The sequence below is a fragment of the Microcoleus sp. CAWBG640 genome (assembly GCF_020883015.1).
Classification (GTDB): Bacteria; Cyanobacteriota; Cyanobacteriia; order Cyanobacteriales; family Microcoleaceae; genus Microcoleus; species Microcoleus anatoxicus.
Genome location: NZ_JAHRFC010000005.1, coordinates 135,251 through 152,279 on the forward strand (window position 1 = coordinate 135,251; position 17,029 = coordinate 152,279).

7 protein-coding genes, 3 tRNA genes and 1 pseudogene are annotated in these 17,029 nt (G+C 45.0%); 9 read left to right on the plus strand and 2 right to left on the minus strand.

What is annotated here, in order from left to right; genetic code table 11:
- The first annotated feature begins 3 nt into the window (after window positions 1-3).
- The 8 genes and pseudogenes from AAFP11_RS04660 to AAFP11_RS04695 all read left to right on the plus strand — a co-directional run bounded on the left by AAFP11_RS04660 (window position 4) and on the right by AAFP11_RS04695 (window position 8,298).
- Window positions 4-80, plus strand: a tRNA-Ala gene (locus AAFP11_RS04660).
- A 5-nt stretch (window positions 81-85) separates the two neighbouring features.
- A tRNA-Ala gene (locus AAFP11_RS04665) sits at window positions 86-158 on the plus strand.
- A gap of 419 nt (window positions 159-577) precedes the next feature.
- Window positions 578-1,144, plus strand: coding sequence for a 3'-5' exonuclease (locus AAFP11_RS04670; protein WP_341735964.1), 567 nt, complete (start codon window positions 578-580; stop codon window positions 1,142-1,144).
- A gap of 170 nt (window positions 1,145-1,314) precedes the next feature.
- Window positions 1,315-1,388: transfer RNA gene (locus AAFP11_RS04675), tRNA-Lys, on the plus strand.
- Window positions 1,389-1,593: 205 nt separating this feature from the next.
- Window positions 1,594-2,788: pseudogene (locus AAFP11_RS04680) on the plus strand (transposase).
- 84 nt (window positions 2,789-2,872) lie between these two features.
- Entirely contained in the window at window positions 2,873-4,648 is a 1,776-nt protein-coding gene (ribBA, locus tag AAFP11_RS04685; protein ID WP_341735965.1) for a bifunctional 3,4-dihydroxy-2-butanone-4-phosphate synthase/GTP cyclohydrolase II, read from the plus strand.
- Window positions 4,649-4,862: 214 nt separating this feature from the next.
- Window positions 4,863-6,302 (plus strand): pentapeptide repeat-containing protein, encoded by a 1,440-nt coding sequence (locus AAFP11_RS04690; RefSeq protein ID WP_341735966.1) that lies wholly within the window; start codon window positions 4,863-4,865, stop codon window positions 6,300-6,302.
- 259 nt (window positions 6,303-6,561) lie between these two features.
- On the plus strand, window positions 6,562-8,298 hold the full coding sequence (locus AAFP11_RS04695) for an ATP-binding protein (RefSeq protein WP_341735967.1): 1,737 nt from the start codon (window positions 6,562-6,564) through the stop codon (window positions 8,296-8,298).
- A gap of 76 nt (window positions 8,299-8,374) precedes the next feature.
- Here the strand turns inward: AAFP11_RS04695 and AAFP11_RS04700 are convergent, their stop codons facing one another.
- Both AAFP11_RS04700 and AAFP11_RS04705 read right to left on the minus strand, forming a co-directional pair.
- Window positions 8,375-9,055, minus strand: a complete 681-nt coding sequence (locus AAFP11_RS04700) for an OmpA family protein (protein ID WP_341735968.1) — start codon at window positions 9,053-9,055, stop codon at window positions 8,375-8,377.
- A gap of 50 nt (window positions 9,056-9,105) precedes the next feature.
- The gene (locus AAFP11_RS04705; RefSeq protein WP_341735969.1) at window positions 9,106-9,819 is read right to left on the minus strand and encodes a hypothetical protein; all 714 of its coding nucleotides are present in this window, start codon (window positions 9,817-9,819) and stop codon (window positions 9,106-9,108) included.
- Window positions 9,820-10,124: 305 nt separating this feature from the next.
- Between AAFP11_RS04705 and AAFP11_RS04710 the strand changes: the two genes are divergently transcribed.
- On the plus strand, window positions 10,125-16,973 hold the full coding sequence (locus AAFP11_RS04710) for a DUF4114 domain-containing protein (protein WP_341735970.1): 6,849 nt from the start codon (window positions 10,125-10,127) through the stop codon (window positions 16,971-16,973).
- The last annotated feature ends 56 nt before the right edge of the window (window positions 16,974-17,029 follow it).

The window sequence follows — 17,029 nt, forward strand, 5'->3', positions numbered from 1 at the left end:
TTTGGGTCTGTAGCTTAATGGGAAAAGCACCTAGTTCGCAACTAGGAAAATGTCAGTTCGACTCTGACCAGTATCCACCAAAAAAGGGGTCATAGCTCAATTGGTAGAGCGCTTGCTTTGCACGCAAGAGGTTAGGAGTTCAATTCTCCTTGATTCCACTGCGGTGTCTGAAGTCGAAGCGGTCCAGACTCTAGCCCGTGAAGCTAGTTATTAGCGGGTTCAAGTCCCGTCAGACACCCCTCGGAAGATGCCGCTGAATGGCCGGCAACTGGCGCAAGAAAACCAGGGTACAGGTGACTGTAAGGGTTCGATTCCTTCATCTTCCTTCCAACCACCAGAAGTCGAAAAGCGAGATTCCGTGCTGATAACGCGGGGATAGGAGGGGCAGTACCTCCCTGGTGGATTGGTTGGTTTATAATAAGTTTAGATTTGCTAGTTATTCAACATAAAAACTATATCAGTCATTAAAAATAGTTTTAAACGAACCGCGAAGACGCAAAGAACGCGAAGATTGGAAAGAGAAGAGAGTTTCACAACTCATTGAAATTCACTAGAGATTATTTAAGGTTAAATTTAGATGAATTTACAACATTATAATTACTATCTGGTGCTTGACCTCGAAGCGACTTGCTGCGATCGCGGAAATCTCAGAAGAGAGGAAATGGAAATCATCGAAATTGGAGCGGTGATGGTGCATCCAGAATCTTTAAGTATTATTGATGAGTTTCAAAGCTTTATTAAACCGATTCGCCATCCCATTCTTACTGAATTCTGCAAGTCGCTAACATCTATTTCTCAAGCACAAGTCGATCGAGCTCCGACTTACCAGGAGGCGATCGCACTTCTGAAAAAATGGCTGTCTGGTTACTCAAATGGCGTGTTTGGTTCCTGGGGCGATTACGATCGCAAACAATTCCAACAAGACAGCAACTTTCACAAAGTACCTTTTCCCATTGCTTATCCTCATGTCAATCTCAAACAATTGTTTTCGGAAAAACAAGGTTTGCAAAAACGACTTGGCATGGCGAAAGCTTTGCAAATTGTGGGTTTACCGCTAGCAGGAACTCATCACCGAGGTATAGATGATGCGAGAAATATTGCTAAATTGTTGCCTTATATTCTGGAGCCAAAACGGATTTCCTGATTTGCTATCAAAGGAGGTGTTTGCCCGATCGCACTTCCGCAAACCTAATGCCCATCACCCTATCAGACTCTCAAGCACAGCTAGATAGGGCAATTCTCTGCGGGGCGATCGCACTAAATTTGAAAAAGTATTGCCAAAATAAACTAGCTATGTTATCTTAACGAAGATGCGGGAGTATAGCTCAGTTGGTTAGAGCAGGTGACTCTTAATCTCAAGGTCGAAGGTTCAAGTCCTTCTACTCCCATCAATTTCTAGGCTTGGCGAGTCAATAGTTTCAGGTTTATTGTCTCATCTTTCGCTTATTCCTGATTTGAGCGTGGCGCTTCCATCGCAAGTTTACCGGAAAATTGGCTATAAAGCCCCGTCTTTGGAGGACGGCTTCATAAAGTTTTGCAAACCTCGATCAAATATTATATCGAATAGATTAGTATAAGGTAGGAGGTAAAATCATGCTAGTTTTTGAGTTTAAAGCCTACGGGAAATCCGATCAGTTCTCTGCGGTAGATGAAGCAATTCGTACAGCGCAATTTGTCCGAAATAGCTGTATTCGGCTGTGGATGGATAATCAAAAGATTGGGCAATACGACTTGCAGAAATACTGTGCCGTACTGGCTCATGAATTCCAGTTTGCATCAGAACTCAACTCAATGGCCAGACAAGCTAGTGCCGAAAGGGCATGGTCTGCCATCTCTCGATTTTACGACAACTGCAAAAAGAAAACTCCCGGCAAAAAAGGGTATCCCCAGTTTCAAAAAGACTGTCGTTCTGTCGAGTATAAAACTAGCGGATGGAAACTCGCTGAAGATAGAAAGTCTATAACCTTTAGCGACAAAAAAGGGATTGGGAAACTTAAATTGAAAGGTACTCGCGACCTGCATTTCTACCAAATTAGCCAAATCAAACGGGTGAGATTGGTAAAAAGGGCGGAAGGCGTATACGTTCAGTTTTGTATTGACGCTGAGCGAAAAGAGAATACTGAACCCACAGGAAAGACTGTCGGTTTAGACATGGGATTGAAGGAATATTACACCGATTCAAAGGGAGTAATGGTTGAAAATCCCAAGTTCCTCAGAGCCGGCGAAAAAGTTCTGAAGCGGTGTCAGCGCCGAATATCTAGAAAAGTAAAAGGTTCAAAAAATAGAGGCAAAGCTAGGCAAATTTTAGGTAATCGCCATCTCAAAATAAGTAGGCAGCGTAAAGACCATGCTGTGAAATTAGCACGGTGCGTAGTTCAGTCTAACGACTTGATAGCTGTGCGTAGATTTGAGAATTAAAAATATGGTTAAAAATCACTGTCTAGCTAAGTCGATTAACGATGCTTCTTGGTATCAGTTCCGGCTCTGGCTTGAATACTTTGGAAAGGTATTTGAGAGAGTAACTGTTGCGGTAAATCCGCAATATACCAGCTCTGAATGCTCTAGCTGCGGTGCTATGGTCAAAAAAACTCTATCCACAAGAACTCATATTTGTAAATGTGGCTGTACGCTTGATAGAGACTTCAATGCAGCTAGAAATATCTTAAGTCGGGGATTGGGTACGGTAGGGCATACCGGAACCTTTGCACGCTTATGCAAGCAACGCTCTCTTGAGAATCGACCTCTACTTGAGCTGGAGAAATCTAGTGGCAAGCAAGTTGACTCGTAGATTTAAAGAATCCCTGTGCGTTCACGCACCCGGAGTGTCAAATTCTGATTCCATAATATTACTGTTTATAGTTTGAACTTCTCAGTGCCCAATAACCACACCTCAACTCAATCCTTTCAATTTGACTCCATCGACAGCGCTCTCGCAGACCTCAAAGCAGGTCGCGCCCTGGTAGTAGTCGATGACGAAAACCGCGAAAACGAAGGCGACGTCATTTGTGCCGCCCAATTCGCCACCCCAGACAATATCAATTTCATGGCAGTGAACGCACGGGGTTTGATTTGTCTAGCCTTGACGGGCGATCGACTCGATCGCCTGGAACTGCCCCTGATGGTCACCAAAAATACCGACAACAACCAAACCGCATTTACCGTCAGCATTGATGCAGTCCATGGCGTTAGTACCGGCATCTCCGCCGAAGACAGAGCTCGCACCATCCAAGTAGCCATTCACCCCGACACCAAACCTCAAGATTTGCGTCGTCCCGGTCATATTTTTCCCCTGCGGGCGATCGATGGTGGCGTCCTTAAACGCGCCGGCCACACCGAAGCCTCCGTTGACCTCGCCAGACTCGCAGGCCTCTATCCCAGCGGTGTCATCTGCGAAATTCAAAACCCCGACGGTTCCATGGCCAGGTTGCCAGAATTAATCGAGTATTCCAAAACCCATAACCTGAAAATCATCAGCATTGCTGATTTAATTAGCTACCGACTGAAGCACGATCGATTTGTCCGTCGCGAAACCGTCGCCAAATTGCCAACTCAATTCGGCGAATTTATGATTTACGCCTATTGCGATACTCAAGACAACTCCGAACACGTTGCCGTTGTCAAGGGCGATCCAGCAGAATTTAAAGACAAACCCGTGATGGTGCGGGTGCATTCCGAATGCCTGACCGGCGATGCCTTGGGTTCCCTGCGCTGTGACTGCCGAATGCAACTGCAAGCCGCACTGAAAATGATTGAAAATGCGGGTTCTGGCATCGTAGTTTACTTGCGCCAAGAAGGTAGGGGCATTGGACTGGTGAATAAACTCAAAGCTTACTCGCTACAAGATATCGGGTTTGATACCGTAGAAGCCAACGAGCGCTTGGGTTTTGCTGCCGACTTGCGGAACTACGGCGTGGGAGCACAAATGCTCAATGACTTGGGAGTTCAAAAAATCCGGTTAATTACCAATAACCCACGAAAAATAGCAGGTTTGAAAGGTTATGGCATAGAAGTTGTCGATCGCCTTCCCCTATTAATTGAAGCCACAGATTATAACTCTATCTATCTGGCAACAAAAGCTGAAAAACTAGGTCATATGCTATTGCAAACTTATCTAGTCACAGTGGCAATTCAGTGGGACGAAACCAAGGAAGAAGGTAGAGGGAAGAAGGAAGAAAGCCCTTCGACTACGCCAACGGTACATCGAGGGAAGAAGCAGGAAGGAGAAGAAGCTTTAATTCCAGGACTGCAATCTCGAATTGCCAGGAGGTACGAACACCTGGCAAAACTGCGACATCTGGCGGCAAATCGGGATTTATTGTTGCAAGAAGAAGCGCGCCCCGTGGGGATAGCCCTGTTTGGAGAAGGTTCCTTAATCTTTCACCTCGGCTTCGACCAAGCTGGACTCGCGGCCACCGACTGGTACAAAGAACCAAGTCACCCTTATGTCAAGGCGATCGCCCAAATTCTCAGCGAAATCAGTACCTGGGAAGACTTGCAAACATTAGAATTCATGGTTTCCTCCGGTTCCGATCCGCTCAAAATCCTGCAAGTCCAGCTCGATCGCGAGACATTCCCTTGGTCAGAATTAGTCGGAATTTGCGATCGGCTCAAACCTCAAAAAATTTACAGTTTTGCCCCTGTTCCCTGAACCGAGAATGTAGAATGAAACTCCCCTCCCGCCCAGGGGAGCTAGTACCTAGCTAGCGATTAAATAGACAAGGTGGTACACTTGTAGACAAATCTTTGTATAGCAGAATCTAGGCAAAAATCCAGCAAAAATAAGTGTAAGTTCCAGAATAATGCTAGTTGATGCCAGCATATTCCTGGTGTCAAAAAACAGCAGACCAGACTACTTATCGCTAATGGAAATGAACGTTGGTGACTTTCTCAATCGGCTCGACCTCAGAGGACAGGCCCTCAAAGGCATCAACCTCAGCGGTGCAGAACTCAAAGGAGCAAACCTCAGAGGAACTGACCTCAGAGAAACCAACCTCAGCGATGCTATTCTGAGGTATGCAGACCTAATAGAAGCCGACCTCACCCTTGCCAATCTCAGGGGGGCCGATTTAGCAGAATCATTTCTTAATTTAGCCAACCTCACCAAAGCCGACTTGACTGGTGCGGTGCTTAGAGAAGCTACTCTAGTAGGAGCTGAACTGTTGGGAGCCAACCTCCAACAAGCAAGTTTAATTAAAGCCAATTTAGTTGGAGCGAATCTCCAAGAAGCCAACTTCACCAGAGCCAACCTCAGTGGGGCAGATTTGCGCGGTGCCCAGTTGATCGACACAATTTTAGACAAAGCTGTCTACAACAATCGGACGGTTTTTCCCTACGATATTGACCCCAGTGCCATGGGAGCATTTTTACTAGCTCCCAATGCTTCACTCCCAGGCTTAAATCTGTCTATGGTAGATTTAACTGGAGTTGATTTAAAAGGCTCGGATTTGCGCCGGACAAACCTGTGCCAAGCTATATTATTTGGAGCCAAACTGGAGCGAGCCAACTTAACAGGAGCCAACCTCAGCGGAGCAGACTTGAGAGAAGCTAATTTGAATGGCGCGATTTTGGAAAAAGCTGTTTATAGCAACAAAACATTATTTTCAGAAGGTATTGACCCCAGGATTGCCGGCGCTTATTTAATTGCTCCCAATGCATCGCTACAAGGTTTAAATTTGACCGGAGCCGACTTGAACGGATTGGATTTAAGCGGAGCTAATTTGAGCGGAACTAACTTAAGTTCAGTCAACCTCAAAAATGTAGACCTCAGCAGAGCTAGCCTGAAAAAAGCTTACCTCAAAGGTGCCAACTTGGAGGGAACCGATTTGAGAGGAGCAGATTTAAGCGGCGCAATTTTGCACGAAGTAAACTTGAGGTCAGCAGACCTCCGAGGTGTAGACTTAACTAGGGCTGACCTCAGCGGTGCTAATTTGAGCGATGCCGATTTGAGGGAGACAGATTTAACCGGGGCGACTTTGTTGTTTGCTAATTTAAGCGGAGCCGACTTGAGAGGTGTAGACTTGACAAAAGCCGATCTCAGTGGCGCTAAGTTGAACGAAGCCGACCTCAGAAAAGCAGATTTAGTGAGGGTAAATTTAGAAGGAGCCGATTTAACTGAGGTAGATTTGAGCGATGCTCATTTATTTCGAGTTAATCTCAAAGGTGCTAATCTAAAAGGGGCAAACCTGAAAGGGGCAAATTTTAAGGTAGTATTTTTAACTGATGCTCATTTGAGCGAAACGGATTTGACTGATATCCATCTGAGTCCGAGTTTCTTTGAACTGCCATGGGAATCAGAAGAGTAATTAGTCATTAGTCAGCAGTCATTAGTCATTAGCTAAGAAGTTAAGGATCAATAACTAATGCTACTTCTTAAAAACTAAATATTAATAACCAATGACTAATGACTAATAACTAATAACTAATAACTAATGACCAATAACTAATGACTACTGACCAATAACTAATGACTACTGACCAATAACTACTGACCAATAACTACTGACTACTGACTAATGACTAATGACTACTGACTAATGACCAATAACTAATGACTAATGACTAATGACTACTGACAAACCTTTAGGCTCTGTTATTCAAGGTTCCCTCAGCAAGGGATTGGAAGTGCGACTGCACGCCGACGTTTCGGTAGAAGATATGAGAGTAGGGAAATTTTTAGTAGTGCGCGGAGTCCGATCGCACTTTTTCTGTATGCTCACCGACGTGTCTCTCGGAACATCCAGCGATCGCATTTTATCCAATCCTCCCAACCCCAACGACGATTTTCTGATTGCAGTCCTCGCCGGCAGCAGCACCTACGGTACAATTCAACTAGCGCCGATGCTAATGTTGACTGCGGAACGAGAAAAACAGCAGGCAATTTTCAATCCAAACTCCAGCAAAACTAACGGTAAAAAATCCAGTACCCAAAACTTAGGATCTTTGCAGCCACAAAGCAGCGCTGACATGGAACTATTGCCAGTTAAAACTATTCCCAGCCACTTTTCTCAGGTGTTTGATGCCAAAGAAACCGATTTTCGGGCAGTTTTTGGCTGGGAAGATGACCCGTATCGCCGCAATTTTGCGATCGGCAAACCCATTGACATGGACGTTCCAGTATGCTTAGATTTAGATAGGTTTGTCGAACGCAGTAACGGAATTTTTGGCAAATCTGGAACCGGAAAATCTTTTCTAGCGCGCTTGCTATTGTCGGGAATTATTCGGAAGCAAGCTGCGGTTAATCTAATTTTTGATATGCACTCCGAATACGGCTGGGAAGCCGTTTCGGAAGGGAAACAATTTAGCACTGTCAAAGGTTTACGGCAGTTATTTCCCAGTCAAATTCAGATTTATACCCTCGATCCAGAATCGACAAAACGCCGAGGAGTCCGCGATGCTCAAGAGTTGTATTTGAGTTTCGATCAGATTGAAGTGGAAGATATCTCTTTGGTACAGCGGGAGTTGAATCTGTCTGAAGCTAGTATCGAAAATGCGATTATTTTAAGGAACGAGTTGGGCGCTGGTTGGATTAATAAGTTGCTGGAAATGAGCAATGAAGATATTTCCATGTTTTGCGATGAGAAGCGGGGAAATAAGTCTTCGATCATGGCTTTGCAGCGGAAATTAGAGAGATTAAATGATTTAAAATATATTCGCAAACGCTGTCCCAAAAATTATGTGAGTGAAGTTTTGCAGTGTTTGGATGGTGGCAAAAATGTGGTAATTGAGTTTGGTTCCCACTCGGATTTGCTATCTTATATGTTAGCAGCAAATGTGATTACTCGCCGCATTCACCAAGCTTATGTGCGGAAAGCTGAGAAGTTTTTGCAGAGTAAGAATCCGTGCGATCGCCCGCAGCCGTTAGTGATTACCATTGAGGAAGCTCACCGTTTTCTCGATCCGGCGATCGTGCGATCGACTATTTTCGGTACGATCGCCCGTGAAATGCGAAAATACTTCGTAACTCTGTTAATTGTAGACCAACGTCCATCCGGTATCGACGGCGAAGTCATGTCGCAAGTTGGAACCCGTATCACAGCGTTGTTAAACGACGATAAGGACATCGATGCTATCTTTACGGGTGTTTCGGGAGGCCAAAGTTTGCGATCGGTTTTGTCGAAACTGGACTCGAAGCAGCAAGCATTAGTTTTGGGGCACGCTGTACCGATGCCGGTGGTTGTGCAAACTCGTCCTTATGATGAACAATTTTACAGGGAAATCGGTGATATTGATTGGCAAGAAATGCCTGACGCAGAGGTGTTTGCAGAGGCTGAAGCTGCTAAGATGGATCTGGGGTTTTAACAAGAGATTAAACCATTATAAAATCCCTCTTTATCAGCGTTAATCTGCGTGCATCTGTGGTAAAAAAATCTAATTCCTATGTTTTAATAATTAATTCAACGCGGCGGTTTTTCTCCCTCCCCGTGGGGTTGTCTGAGCCGTCTAAATTATTATTAGGAGAAATCGGTTTAGTTTTGCCGTACCCTTTAGTTTGCATTCGGGTATTCTGTACCTTGAAAACGTTTATAAAATAATATTTTACCGCTGCGGATCGCTTCTGAGAAAGTTCTAGATTATAGGAATCTTCCCCGTGGTTGTCGGTGTGTCCGTTGATGAATATTTGGGCATTTTTGTAATGTCTCAGCAGTAGATTGATCTTGGTGAGAGTGGGTTTAGCTTGGGCGCGGACGTTATATTTGTCAAAATCAAATAAAATAGTTTCTGGTACATTAATTCTGATGCCTTCAGGTACTTTTTCGGCATTCAACTCTGTTTCAATCTTTTTGACAGTCTCGGTTGTTATTTGAGTTGGTAGCTGCTCCTCTGTGGCAGTTTGATTAGCGGTGATATTCTCAATTTTTACTGTAGTCTGAGCAATAATTTCAACTTTTACGGTAGTAGGACTAATTGGTATTACTTCTAAGGTTGTAACTGCTGTTGATTCTGATTCAACAGTATCGACTTTTGTAGAGTTACTGGCCGCCAACTGAGAGGATAAGGTCGCGAAAAACAATGATGAGATTATCGTAGTATTAATTAGTCTAATTAGCTTTGTCATTTCTCAATTACCTGTAGACATCTCATTATAATGTAAGAGCGATCAACCAACTATTTCTTTTTGGGAGATGTCTTGTTAATTGGAATATTGTCGAATAGGGTAATAGAGCGCCCAGAATAATTGATAGTGGAATGTATCCCCAAATTATTTGCTTTCGGTTGTAACCAACCTACGAATACAAACTGCCCTTTGAGCGTAGTACCTGGTTTAATCATAATTTGGGTATTATTTAAGGGAGGTAATAAATTATATTTTTGTCCATATTCGTCGTAGAGATACATACCATTTTCACCATTAAGTATTACAACTTCCTTGCTACCATTTGTAATCGCCATAGTCACTATAATGCTATCTTCACCAAAGGTGATTTTTGTCAGCCGCCTCCATAGTTGTTTATCAATAACGCGCAGGTCGTAAGTTTGTGCAGGTGGCAGAGAGTTTGTAGGTTTTTGGGCAACCTCTAAACTCGTTTGAGTCGGAATTGGTGTGGAAATTTGAGTTTTTTGTGCTATTGGTGTTTGAGCAGGAGGTGAAATGGATGGAGTTTGAATTGGCGTAGGAGTTGGGGTATTGGGTGCGGGCGATGCGGCGGGTTCTTGTGCTATTGGTGTTTGAGCGGGAGGTGAAATGGATGGAGTTTGAATTGGCGTAGGAGTTGAGGTATTGGGTGCGGACGCGGCGGGTGCTTGTGCCAATGGGTTTTGCACACAGGCGACACACACCAGCGATAGTAATGCTAATTGTAGGAAATTTTTAGCTTTCATTGCTGCACTCGATCGAGCTTTTGCGCTAATTTTAATATAGAGTGGTAGCTTTTGTTACGAATTTAATTTAGGCTTGAAAATTACATAAGCGACAAAGTGCGATCGCGCAGTAACATCTCTAACTATCGACTATCAAAAAAATTAGTCATAGTTTTCTGTAAGGAGTCCCCTCCCCTCACCCTCTCACCCCTCATTCATAAATGTTTGAATAAAGTTAAGTATTATTAAGCCGATCGCCATAATTAAACTTAAACAGCCCAATAGCTAGCTTTTATATTGATTGAATCGGCATCGACGCCGAAGTCATGTCGCAAGTCGGAACCCGCATCATAGCGTTGTTATCAGAACCAAATAAAACAGCACCTGCAACTGTATCACCGACTGATAAACTAGAACCAAATAAAACAGCACCTGTAACTGTATCACCGACTGATAAACTAGAACCGAACAAAACAGTACCTATAACTGTATCGCCGACTGATAAACTAGAACCAAATAAAACAGCACCTGTAACTGTATCACCGACTGATAAATTAGAACCGAACAAAACAGTACCTATAACTGTATCGCCGACTGATAAACTAGAACCGAACAAAACAGCACCCGCAACTGTATCAACCATAATACCAGAGCGCAGTACAAATTCATCCGAAAAATCCGATAAAATTGCAGTAACAAATTCAACCCAAACAGTTGCAGCTAGCCCAAACATACCCTCGACTGATAAAACCCCTACAGAAAAACAGTCCCCAGTTACCACAGCTTCCGACAAGATAGACTCAGCCAAGCAATCTCAAAACTCCACAATTGTAGAGAAAGCCAACTCAGACGAACAATCTCGTACTGCCGAAGTTTCCAACAAAATAGACTCCGATAAAAAAGCTCCAATTGCCCCGACTTCAGAAACAAAAAACTCAGACAAACAGCTTCCAGTTGCCGAAGCTACCACCAAAATAGACTCAGACAAAAAATCCCCAACAGTCAATGCAATAGCGACCGAAAAACCCACTTCAAATTCTCAACTGCCGACAACACAGCCCCCAACAGCCCCATTAATTCTAGCCACATCTAACCCAGTAAAACCTGACGGTAATATCAGCGCAGAAGTCAAATCAACCGATTCAAAAAACCCAGTACAAACCCCTACTCAATCTTTAACTGACAAACCGAATGATTCACAAAAAGTTGACCCATTAAAAACCGAACCTGCTGCAATACCAAAAACAGCAGCCAGTGAAAATGTAGCGGTGACAACAGCTATAGCAGCAGTTAAAACCCCAGAAAGCTCTCCGAATAATACTGACTCAGTTTCGGAAATTAAACAGCCAGTTAAAACAGAATCTATTGTCAACCAATCAGTAGGTGCTGAATTAATTAAAAAAACCGACACAACTGCAACTACTATTACCGCAGAAATCAATTCTGGCACGGTGGTTCTGGACATCCCGGTCGCTGAAATAACAGGAGAACTTGAAACCGAACAACTGCCAACAAAAACTGAGTCAATTATTGCCGTACCTGAAGCTGCTGATACGGTTGAACATGATATCACTGTCGCTGAAATAACAGCCCAATTAGAAACCGATAACTCAATACCAGCACTATTCCCCGACTATATTGCAGAATTTCAACCCAATTCAACACAGCGTACTGGCGACTTTCAAAGCCATACAAATTCCCCAACAAATCTATCAATAACAGCAGCAGCCAACTCACCCAGTGGCACTTTCCTTGTAGATGACCAAGGACAAGTCAAATTTGACTATCAGTTTGACGGCGGCTACTTTACTGGCGAAGTCGGCATTTTCAGCCTAGCCGGAATGGAAGCATTTATACCCGGAACTCCAGAATTCATCGCCGAAGCATCCCGTAGAGTTTTAAGCAATTCCACCGACGGACATATTGTCATCAGCGACAGTACAGAAGGAGCCAAATTCACCGGTGCGATGCCCTTCGACGGGGATTGGGGCAGCGGCGAATATCAGGGTATCAAAACTTTCTCCATGCTACCAGGCGACACCTTTGCCGTCATGTTAGTCCCCAACGCTACAATACAATCATCCTTCCAATCCTCATATTCGGGAAATTTGTTTCCCGAAAACCGTCCCTTATTCAGTATCGCCACAGCCAATCCCAACGATACCGCTCATCTGCTACAAATAGCCGACATTACCGGCACCGGCAACACCTTCGCCCTGGAAGATATGTCGCCTCCTAACTCAGACAGAGATTACAATGACCTAATCTTTAAAATTAGTGGCGCAACAGGAAACGCACCGCTGCTAGATACAGTAATTAATCCTGATAGAGAATGGCGCAATACGACCCTAGGACAACAATTGCTCGGCGAAGCCAATCCCCCGAATTCTGACAACAATCCGCCCGTTGTTTCACCGACAAGCGCTCGAACTTATACAGAATTAGAGACAACTATTTCATTAGAAAATCTTGCCACAGATGCAGAGGGCGACCCTCTGACAATTAGCGTCCTCAATCCAGTAAACGGCACCGTAATTTTCAATCCCTTAACTAACAAAGCATCCTTTAAACCAGCAATCGGCTTCTCTGGAATTGCCAGCTTTGATTTCCTTGCCAGCGACGCTTTTGGGAGTTCTACTCCCGCGCGAGTGACAGTCAATGTCAGCGACGTTCCCCTGCTGAATCTAGATTTTGTGAAGCGAAATCCGCGACTCAATGCAGGAGAAAATACGGAATTAGTTGTGCTCGGAGATTTTGCCGACCAAAAAGGTGTAGTGCTGCCAGATTCTTATCTAACTTACACTTCAATAAATCCAGAAGTAGCACCAATTGATCCAACTGGTAAAGTGACAGGTTTAACCAAGGGCACTTCGATTTTGAGCGCATCTCGAAATAACCTGCAAGCAGTGACCCCAATTCGGATTGGGACGATGCCAGCACCGACAACAGACGCTCAACTGCATCAGATACTAGCCGAAATGTACGGACTAGACCCATACCCAGATGCCGTCTCCCTGACACCAGGTTCAACGCGGAAACTGTCCCTCGGCTTAAACTCCAACTTCACCGAAGCTAACCTAACCGCAGCCAGCACGGGTACGCGCTACTTTAGCAACAACAGCACCATCCTAAACGTCAGTCCCGACGGCACCATTACAGCAGTAGGCCTTGGCGATGCCACCGTCACAGCCATTCACGGCACCGCATCCGCCACCATTCCAGTTCGAGTCGAAGCACCGAAAATCGGCACAACAGCCTTGGGAACCGACGGTGGCATCATCAACTCAAGCGACGGAACCCTAGCAGTCATGATACCTCCGGGCGCTCTCAAACAGAATGCAACCGTCAGCATTGCCCCAGTCAACCAACAAAACTTGTCCCTACCGCTACCACCGGGATTTGAATTTGCAGGAGCCTTCAACTTAAACTTTAGCGATAACTCCCTGAATATACCCGCCCAGTTAGCAATACCAGCACCAGCCGGATTAGCACCAGGAACTGTGGCATACTTCCTGCGAAAAGGAGCAATTCCTGACGCAACCGGCACTTGGAATCCGATTTGGCTGCAAGAAGAATCAGGCATAGTCGGAGATGACGGCAACATTCGCACCCAGTCTCCTCCCTATCCAGGTGTGGTCAGACCGGGCGAATACGCAGTAGTCTACGCCAGTCCGACAGGCAGCGCCACCTTAGTCAAAGGTCAGCTTACCCTCAACTACAACTTCCCCCTAGCATTTTTTGGCATCATTGACCCCCTGGGAAATATCGGTCAGTTAATCGACCCGGACAAATTCGTTACCACCCCAGCCTTTACCGTAACTCGCGACATATCTTCAGTACAGGTAGTAGCAATCCCCAAGGTGGGACTTCCCGTCATAACAGAGGTAGGTGTCCAGCGAAACGACGACGGCACCGCCACATTTAAGGCAGCTTTGAATATGCCAGCCCCGACTTCTTCTGACCCCACAACACCTCCTGTCCTCCAAAAAGCTGAGCTGAAATTCAAGGATGAGAACAACCAGCAATTTGAGAACAATGAGCCCCTCTTATTCCTGACGGGGGGCAACATTCTGGTCAACAATGCCAGCGACTCCAAAGGCAGTAAGTTTGAAGATTTGACAGTTAAGTTCTATGCAGGCAACTCTATGTATGAGGGGACTGTAGTACCGACACGCAGTCGCTCTCTTGGAGGCAATCAGTATGAAGTAGCAGTTAAAGTGCCTGATACAGTAGTGCTGGGCGCTTCAAACGTAGTGCTGGAGAGGAAGCAGAACCAGATCGTCGAGCAAAAAGGCGTTACACAAGTATACAAAGAAATCCAGTACAACAGCAATCCAATTCGGCTGCCAGAGGGGGCAGAGTACGTCTTTGCAGCCTTGGGCGGTTCTGACCGAGTAGCGGTTCTCAACGGTAAAAACCCCGAATCAGTGGTTAATACTACAAACAGCAAGGACTTGCTGTTGGCTCAAATTCCTGTGGGGACTAGCGGTGTCACGGATTGGGCAGAAGCAACAGCCGTGACTAGCGACGGAAATCGCGTTTACGCAACCTTGAGGAATTCAGGTCAAGTGGCATTGGTCGATGCAATGGTACTGCGACAGGTAGATACTCAGCCAAATACCCCAGGCGTCAATCCCATTGTTCTGCCGGCGGGCGCTAGACCCAAGTCAATAGTCATCAGTCCTAGAGACGATTATGCTTACATTGGCGACTTGAATCAAGCGAAAATTTACGTCCTTGACATCAACCCTAACTCGGCAACTTATCACAAAGTAGTTGAGACTATTAACGTCACTTCACCATTAGGGTTGAGTCAGTTGGCAATTAGTAGTGACGGGCGGCGGCTGTTCGGCACGGGTTCTGATAATAATGAGCAAGTGCCTAATCGTCGGATTTATGCAATCAATATTGACTCGAAAGATCGACCGAAGGATGAAGATTCTAATCCTCGTAAGTGGCATCAACAAATCGGAGTTATTCCTACTATTTCGGAGACCGAGGGAATATCAGCTACGAATGAGCCGACGAAAATGGTGTTCACAAACGGATTGAATCGGATTAATCCTGACCAGAATGACGGGCCTGGTTTTGGGGTGTTGGAAATTACTTCGGACGATCCTCTTAACTTTACTGCTTCTGTGAGTTATGCCCCTTTAAGTTTGGGTTTTCCTACTGATTATTTTGATGTGAATGAGGGGGTATCTGTCACTGTAACGCGGGATGGGCGGTATGGGTTTGTGGCTGGTCGCAATTCTGGAAGTCTTGGCCCTTCTGCAGATGTGCGTTCTGGGGGAAATATTGGGATTATTAAAGACCCCTTGGGGCCAAATCCTCAATTAATCGGTGCTACCAGACCTATTCCAGAGACTCTTACTAACGATTTAGTGCTTTCTAATGACAACAAATACCTTTATGGCTCTTATCCTTCTCTGAGTGGTAGCGGGAGCGTTTATGCTTTCGATGTTGAGGAAATGATTAAAACTCTGGACAATCCTGGTCAATTCAAAATTGATAGTCTTGACAGGGGTGTTAAGTCTCCTTTCTTCAATGCTACTACGGCGAGGTCTGTGACTGCGGCTGATTTCACAAGGGTTCCTATTGATGATATAAATCCGGCTATTAGTATTGCTGCTGATTATGGGATTCTTCAGGAGAACCGACCTGCTAATCAGTTTACTTATGGGGTGCCGTTGGGTACAAAACGCGCACCAGTCGGTACTGGAGGTAATTTACGGGATTTGAGTTCTGCACCGACTGACTGGCTGAATTTGAAGGGGCCTGGTGCAACTACAAGTGACCTGACTCCTACTTTTCAATGGCAGTTTGCTCCTGGTTGGGAGGATGTGAAAGAGGTTAATCTTTTTGTCAGTACCTTCGAGCAAGGGAAGGGCTTATTGCCTTGGGATAAGGTTGTCAATTTATCAGATTCGGCACTCCTTCCCGGATTCTCGGAAACACAAAAGCGTCAACTTCTTTCCAAGCCTTGGAACGGTTATGACGATTTCAATCCCAACCGAATTCTGACTGCGACTTGGAAGAAAGATACTGGTAAGTGGTACGGTCATGACGGGATTACGCCTCTTGACCAACCTTTAAATGACCCCGCAAATACTAGCACTAACTTCACGCTACCGAGGAGTCTTACTGCGGGGCAGAACTACAATTTTGCTGTTGAAGCTGTGAGTAATAGCGGCGCTGTGACCAAAGATTTGGGGCAGTTTAAAACCATACCTCCTGATAGCAACAGTCCTTTCAGCAGCGTGAGCGTATTGACTCATGGTTTTACACTTTTGCCTAACCAATCTGGGATTCCTGATTCCTTTTTCCAAATGGCAAATAAAATTGCCACTGTTAGCGGCAATACACCGGAAAACAGCGGGTTAATTATGCGCTACGACAAGCCTACAGGTAACTGGATTCCTATAGATTTACAGGGACGGGTGATAACTAATTTGACGGGGGGGCTTAACACCAGCGAACCTAATTATCTGTCTACTTTGGTCAATAACTTAAAAGCCGGGGTATTTATAGATGGAAAGGAGATTAAATACCTCAACAAGAACAAACCGTTAGTATTGCTGAATGAATGGTCGTTGGACAGAGAATCAGTTATTCCTGACGTTGGCTTTTCTGAGGGCGCGGCTGATGCAATATTTGCTTCTATGGTGCAGTTAGATTTGGCGTTGGGGGGTGGCGTTGGAGAGTATGAAGGCAATCAATTAAAGCGGTTGTACGATAGCCAAGGGAAGCTGATTCGCCAGCAGGGAGATTTGTTCAATTCGCCCATGCACTTCATGGGTTTCAGTCGGGGCACTGTTGTCAATAGCGAAATCCTACAGCGTTTAGGGACTTTCTTCCCCCAAGCTGGCGGGGTACAGGGTTCTAACAATCGTGACTTGCAAATGACAACAATCGACCCGCACGACTTTTACCAACCTAGTTTGAATTTACAATTACCTGGTTTTATCAGCACAAATTTCAGCGATTTCTACGAACCCAAAGTTCAGGTTTGGAATAATGTGACATGGGCTGATAACTATTATCAGACTGTGGCTGACCCGAATGGTGTTACTGCTACTCCTAATGGTCGTGCTTTGGGTCTACTTCCACAAGAGGAATTGGATAAGAATCCCAAACCTGCTGGACTGAATTTTCCTAAAACTAATGGCGATTAAACAACCTTGTAGAGTGGAGTCAAATTGCTCAACAATCTCCCAATTTTTCCAATTAC

Bases quoted from the DNA above. Each gene is read 5' to 3' on its own strand.
- AAFP11_RS04710 (WP_341735970.1), top strand. From the start codon at position 10,125: ATGTCGCAAGTCGGAACCCGCATCATAGCGTTGTTATCAGAACCAAAT.
- AAFP11_RS04670 (WP_341735964.1), top strand. From the start codon at position 578: ATGAATTTACAACATTATAATTACTATCTGGTGCTTGACCTCGAAGCG.
- AAFP11_RS04690 (WP_341735966.1), top strand. From the start codon at position 4,863: ATGGAAATGAACGTTGGTGACTTTCTCAATCGGCTCGACCTCAGAGGA.
- AAFP11_RS04705 (WP_341735969.1), bottom strand. From the start codon at position 9,819: ATGAAAGCTAAAAATTTCCTACAATTAGCATTACTATCGCTGGTGTGT.
- AAFP11_RS04695 (WP_341735967.1), top strand. From the start codon at position 6,562: ATGACTACTGACAAACCTTTAGGCTCTGTTATTCAAGGTTCCCTCAGC.
- AAFP11_RS04700 (WP_341735968.1), bottom strand. From the start codon at position 9,055: ATGACAAAGCTAATTAGACTAATTAATACTACGATAATCTCATCATTG.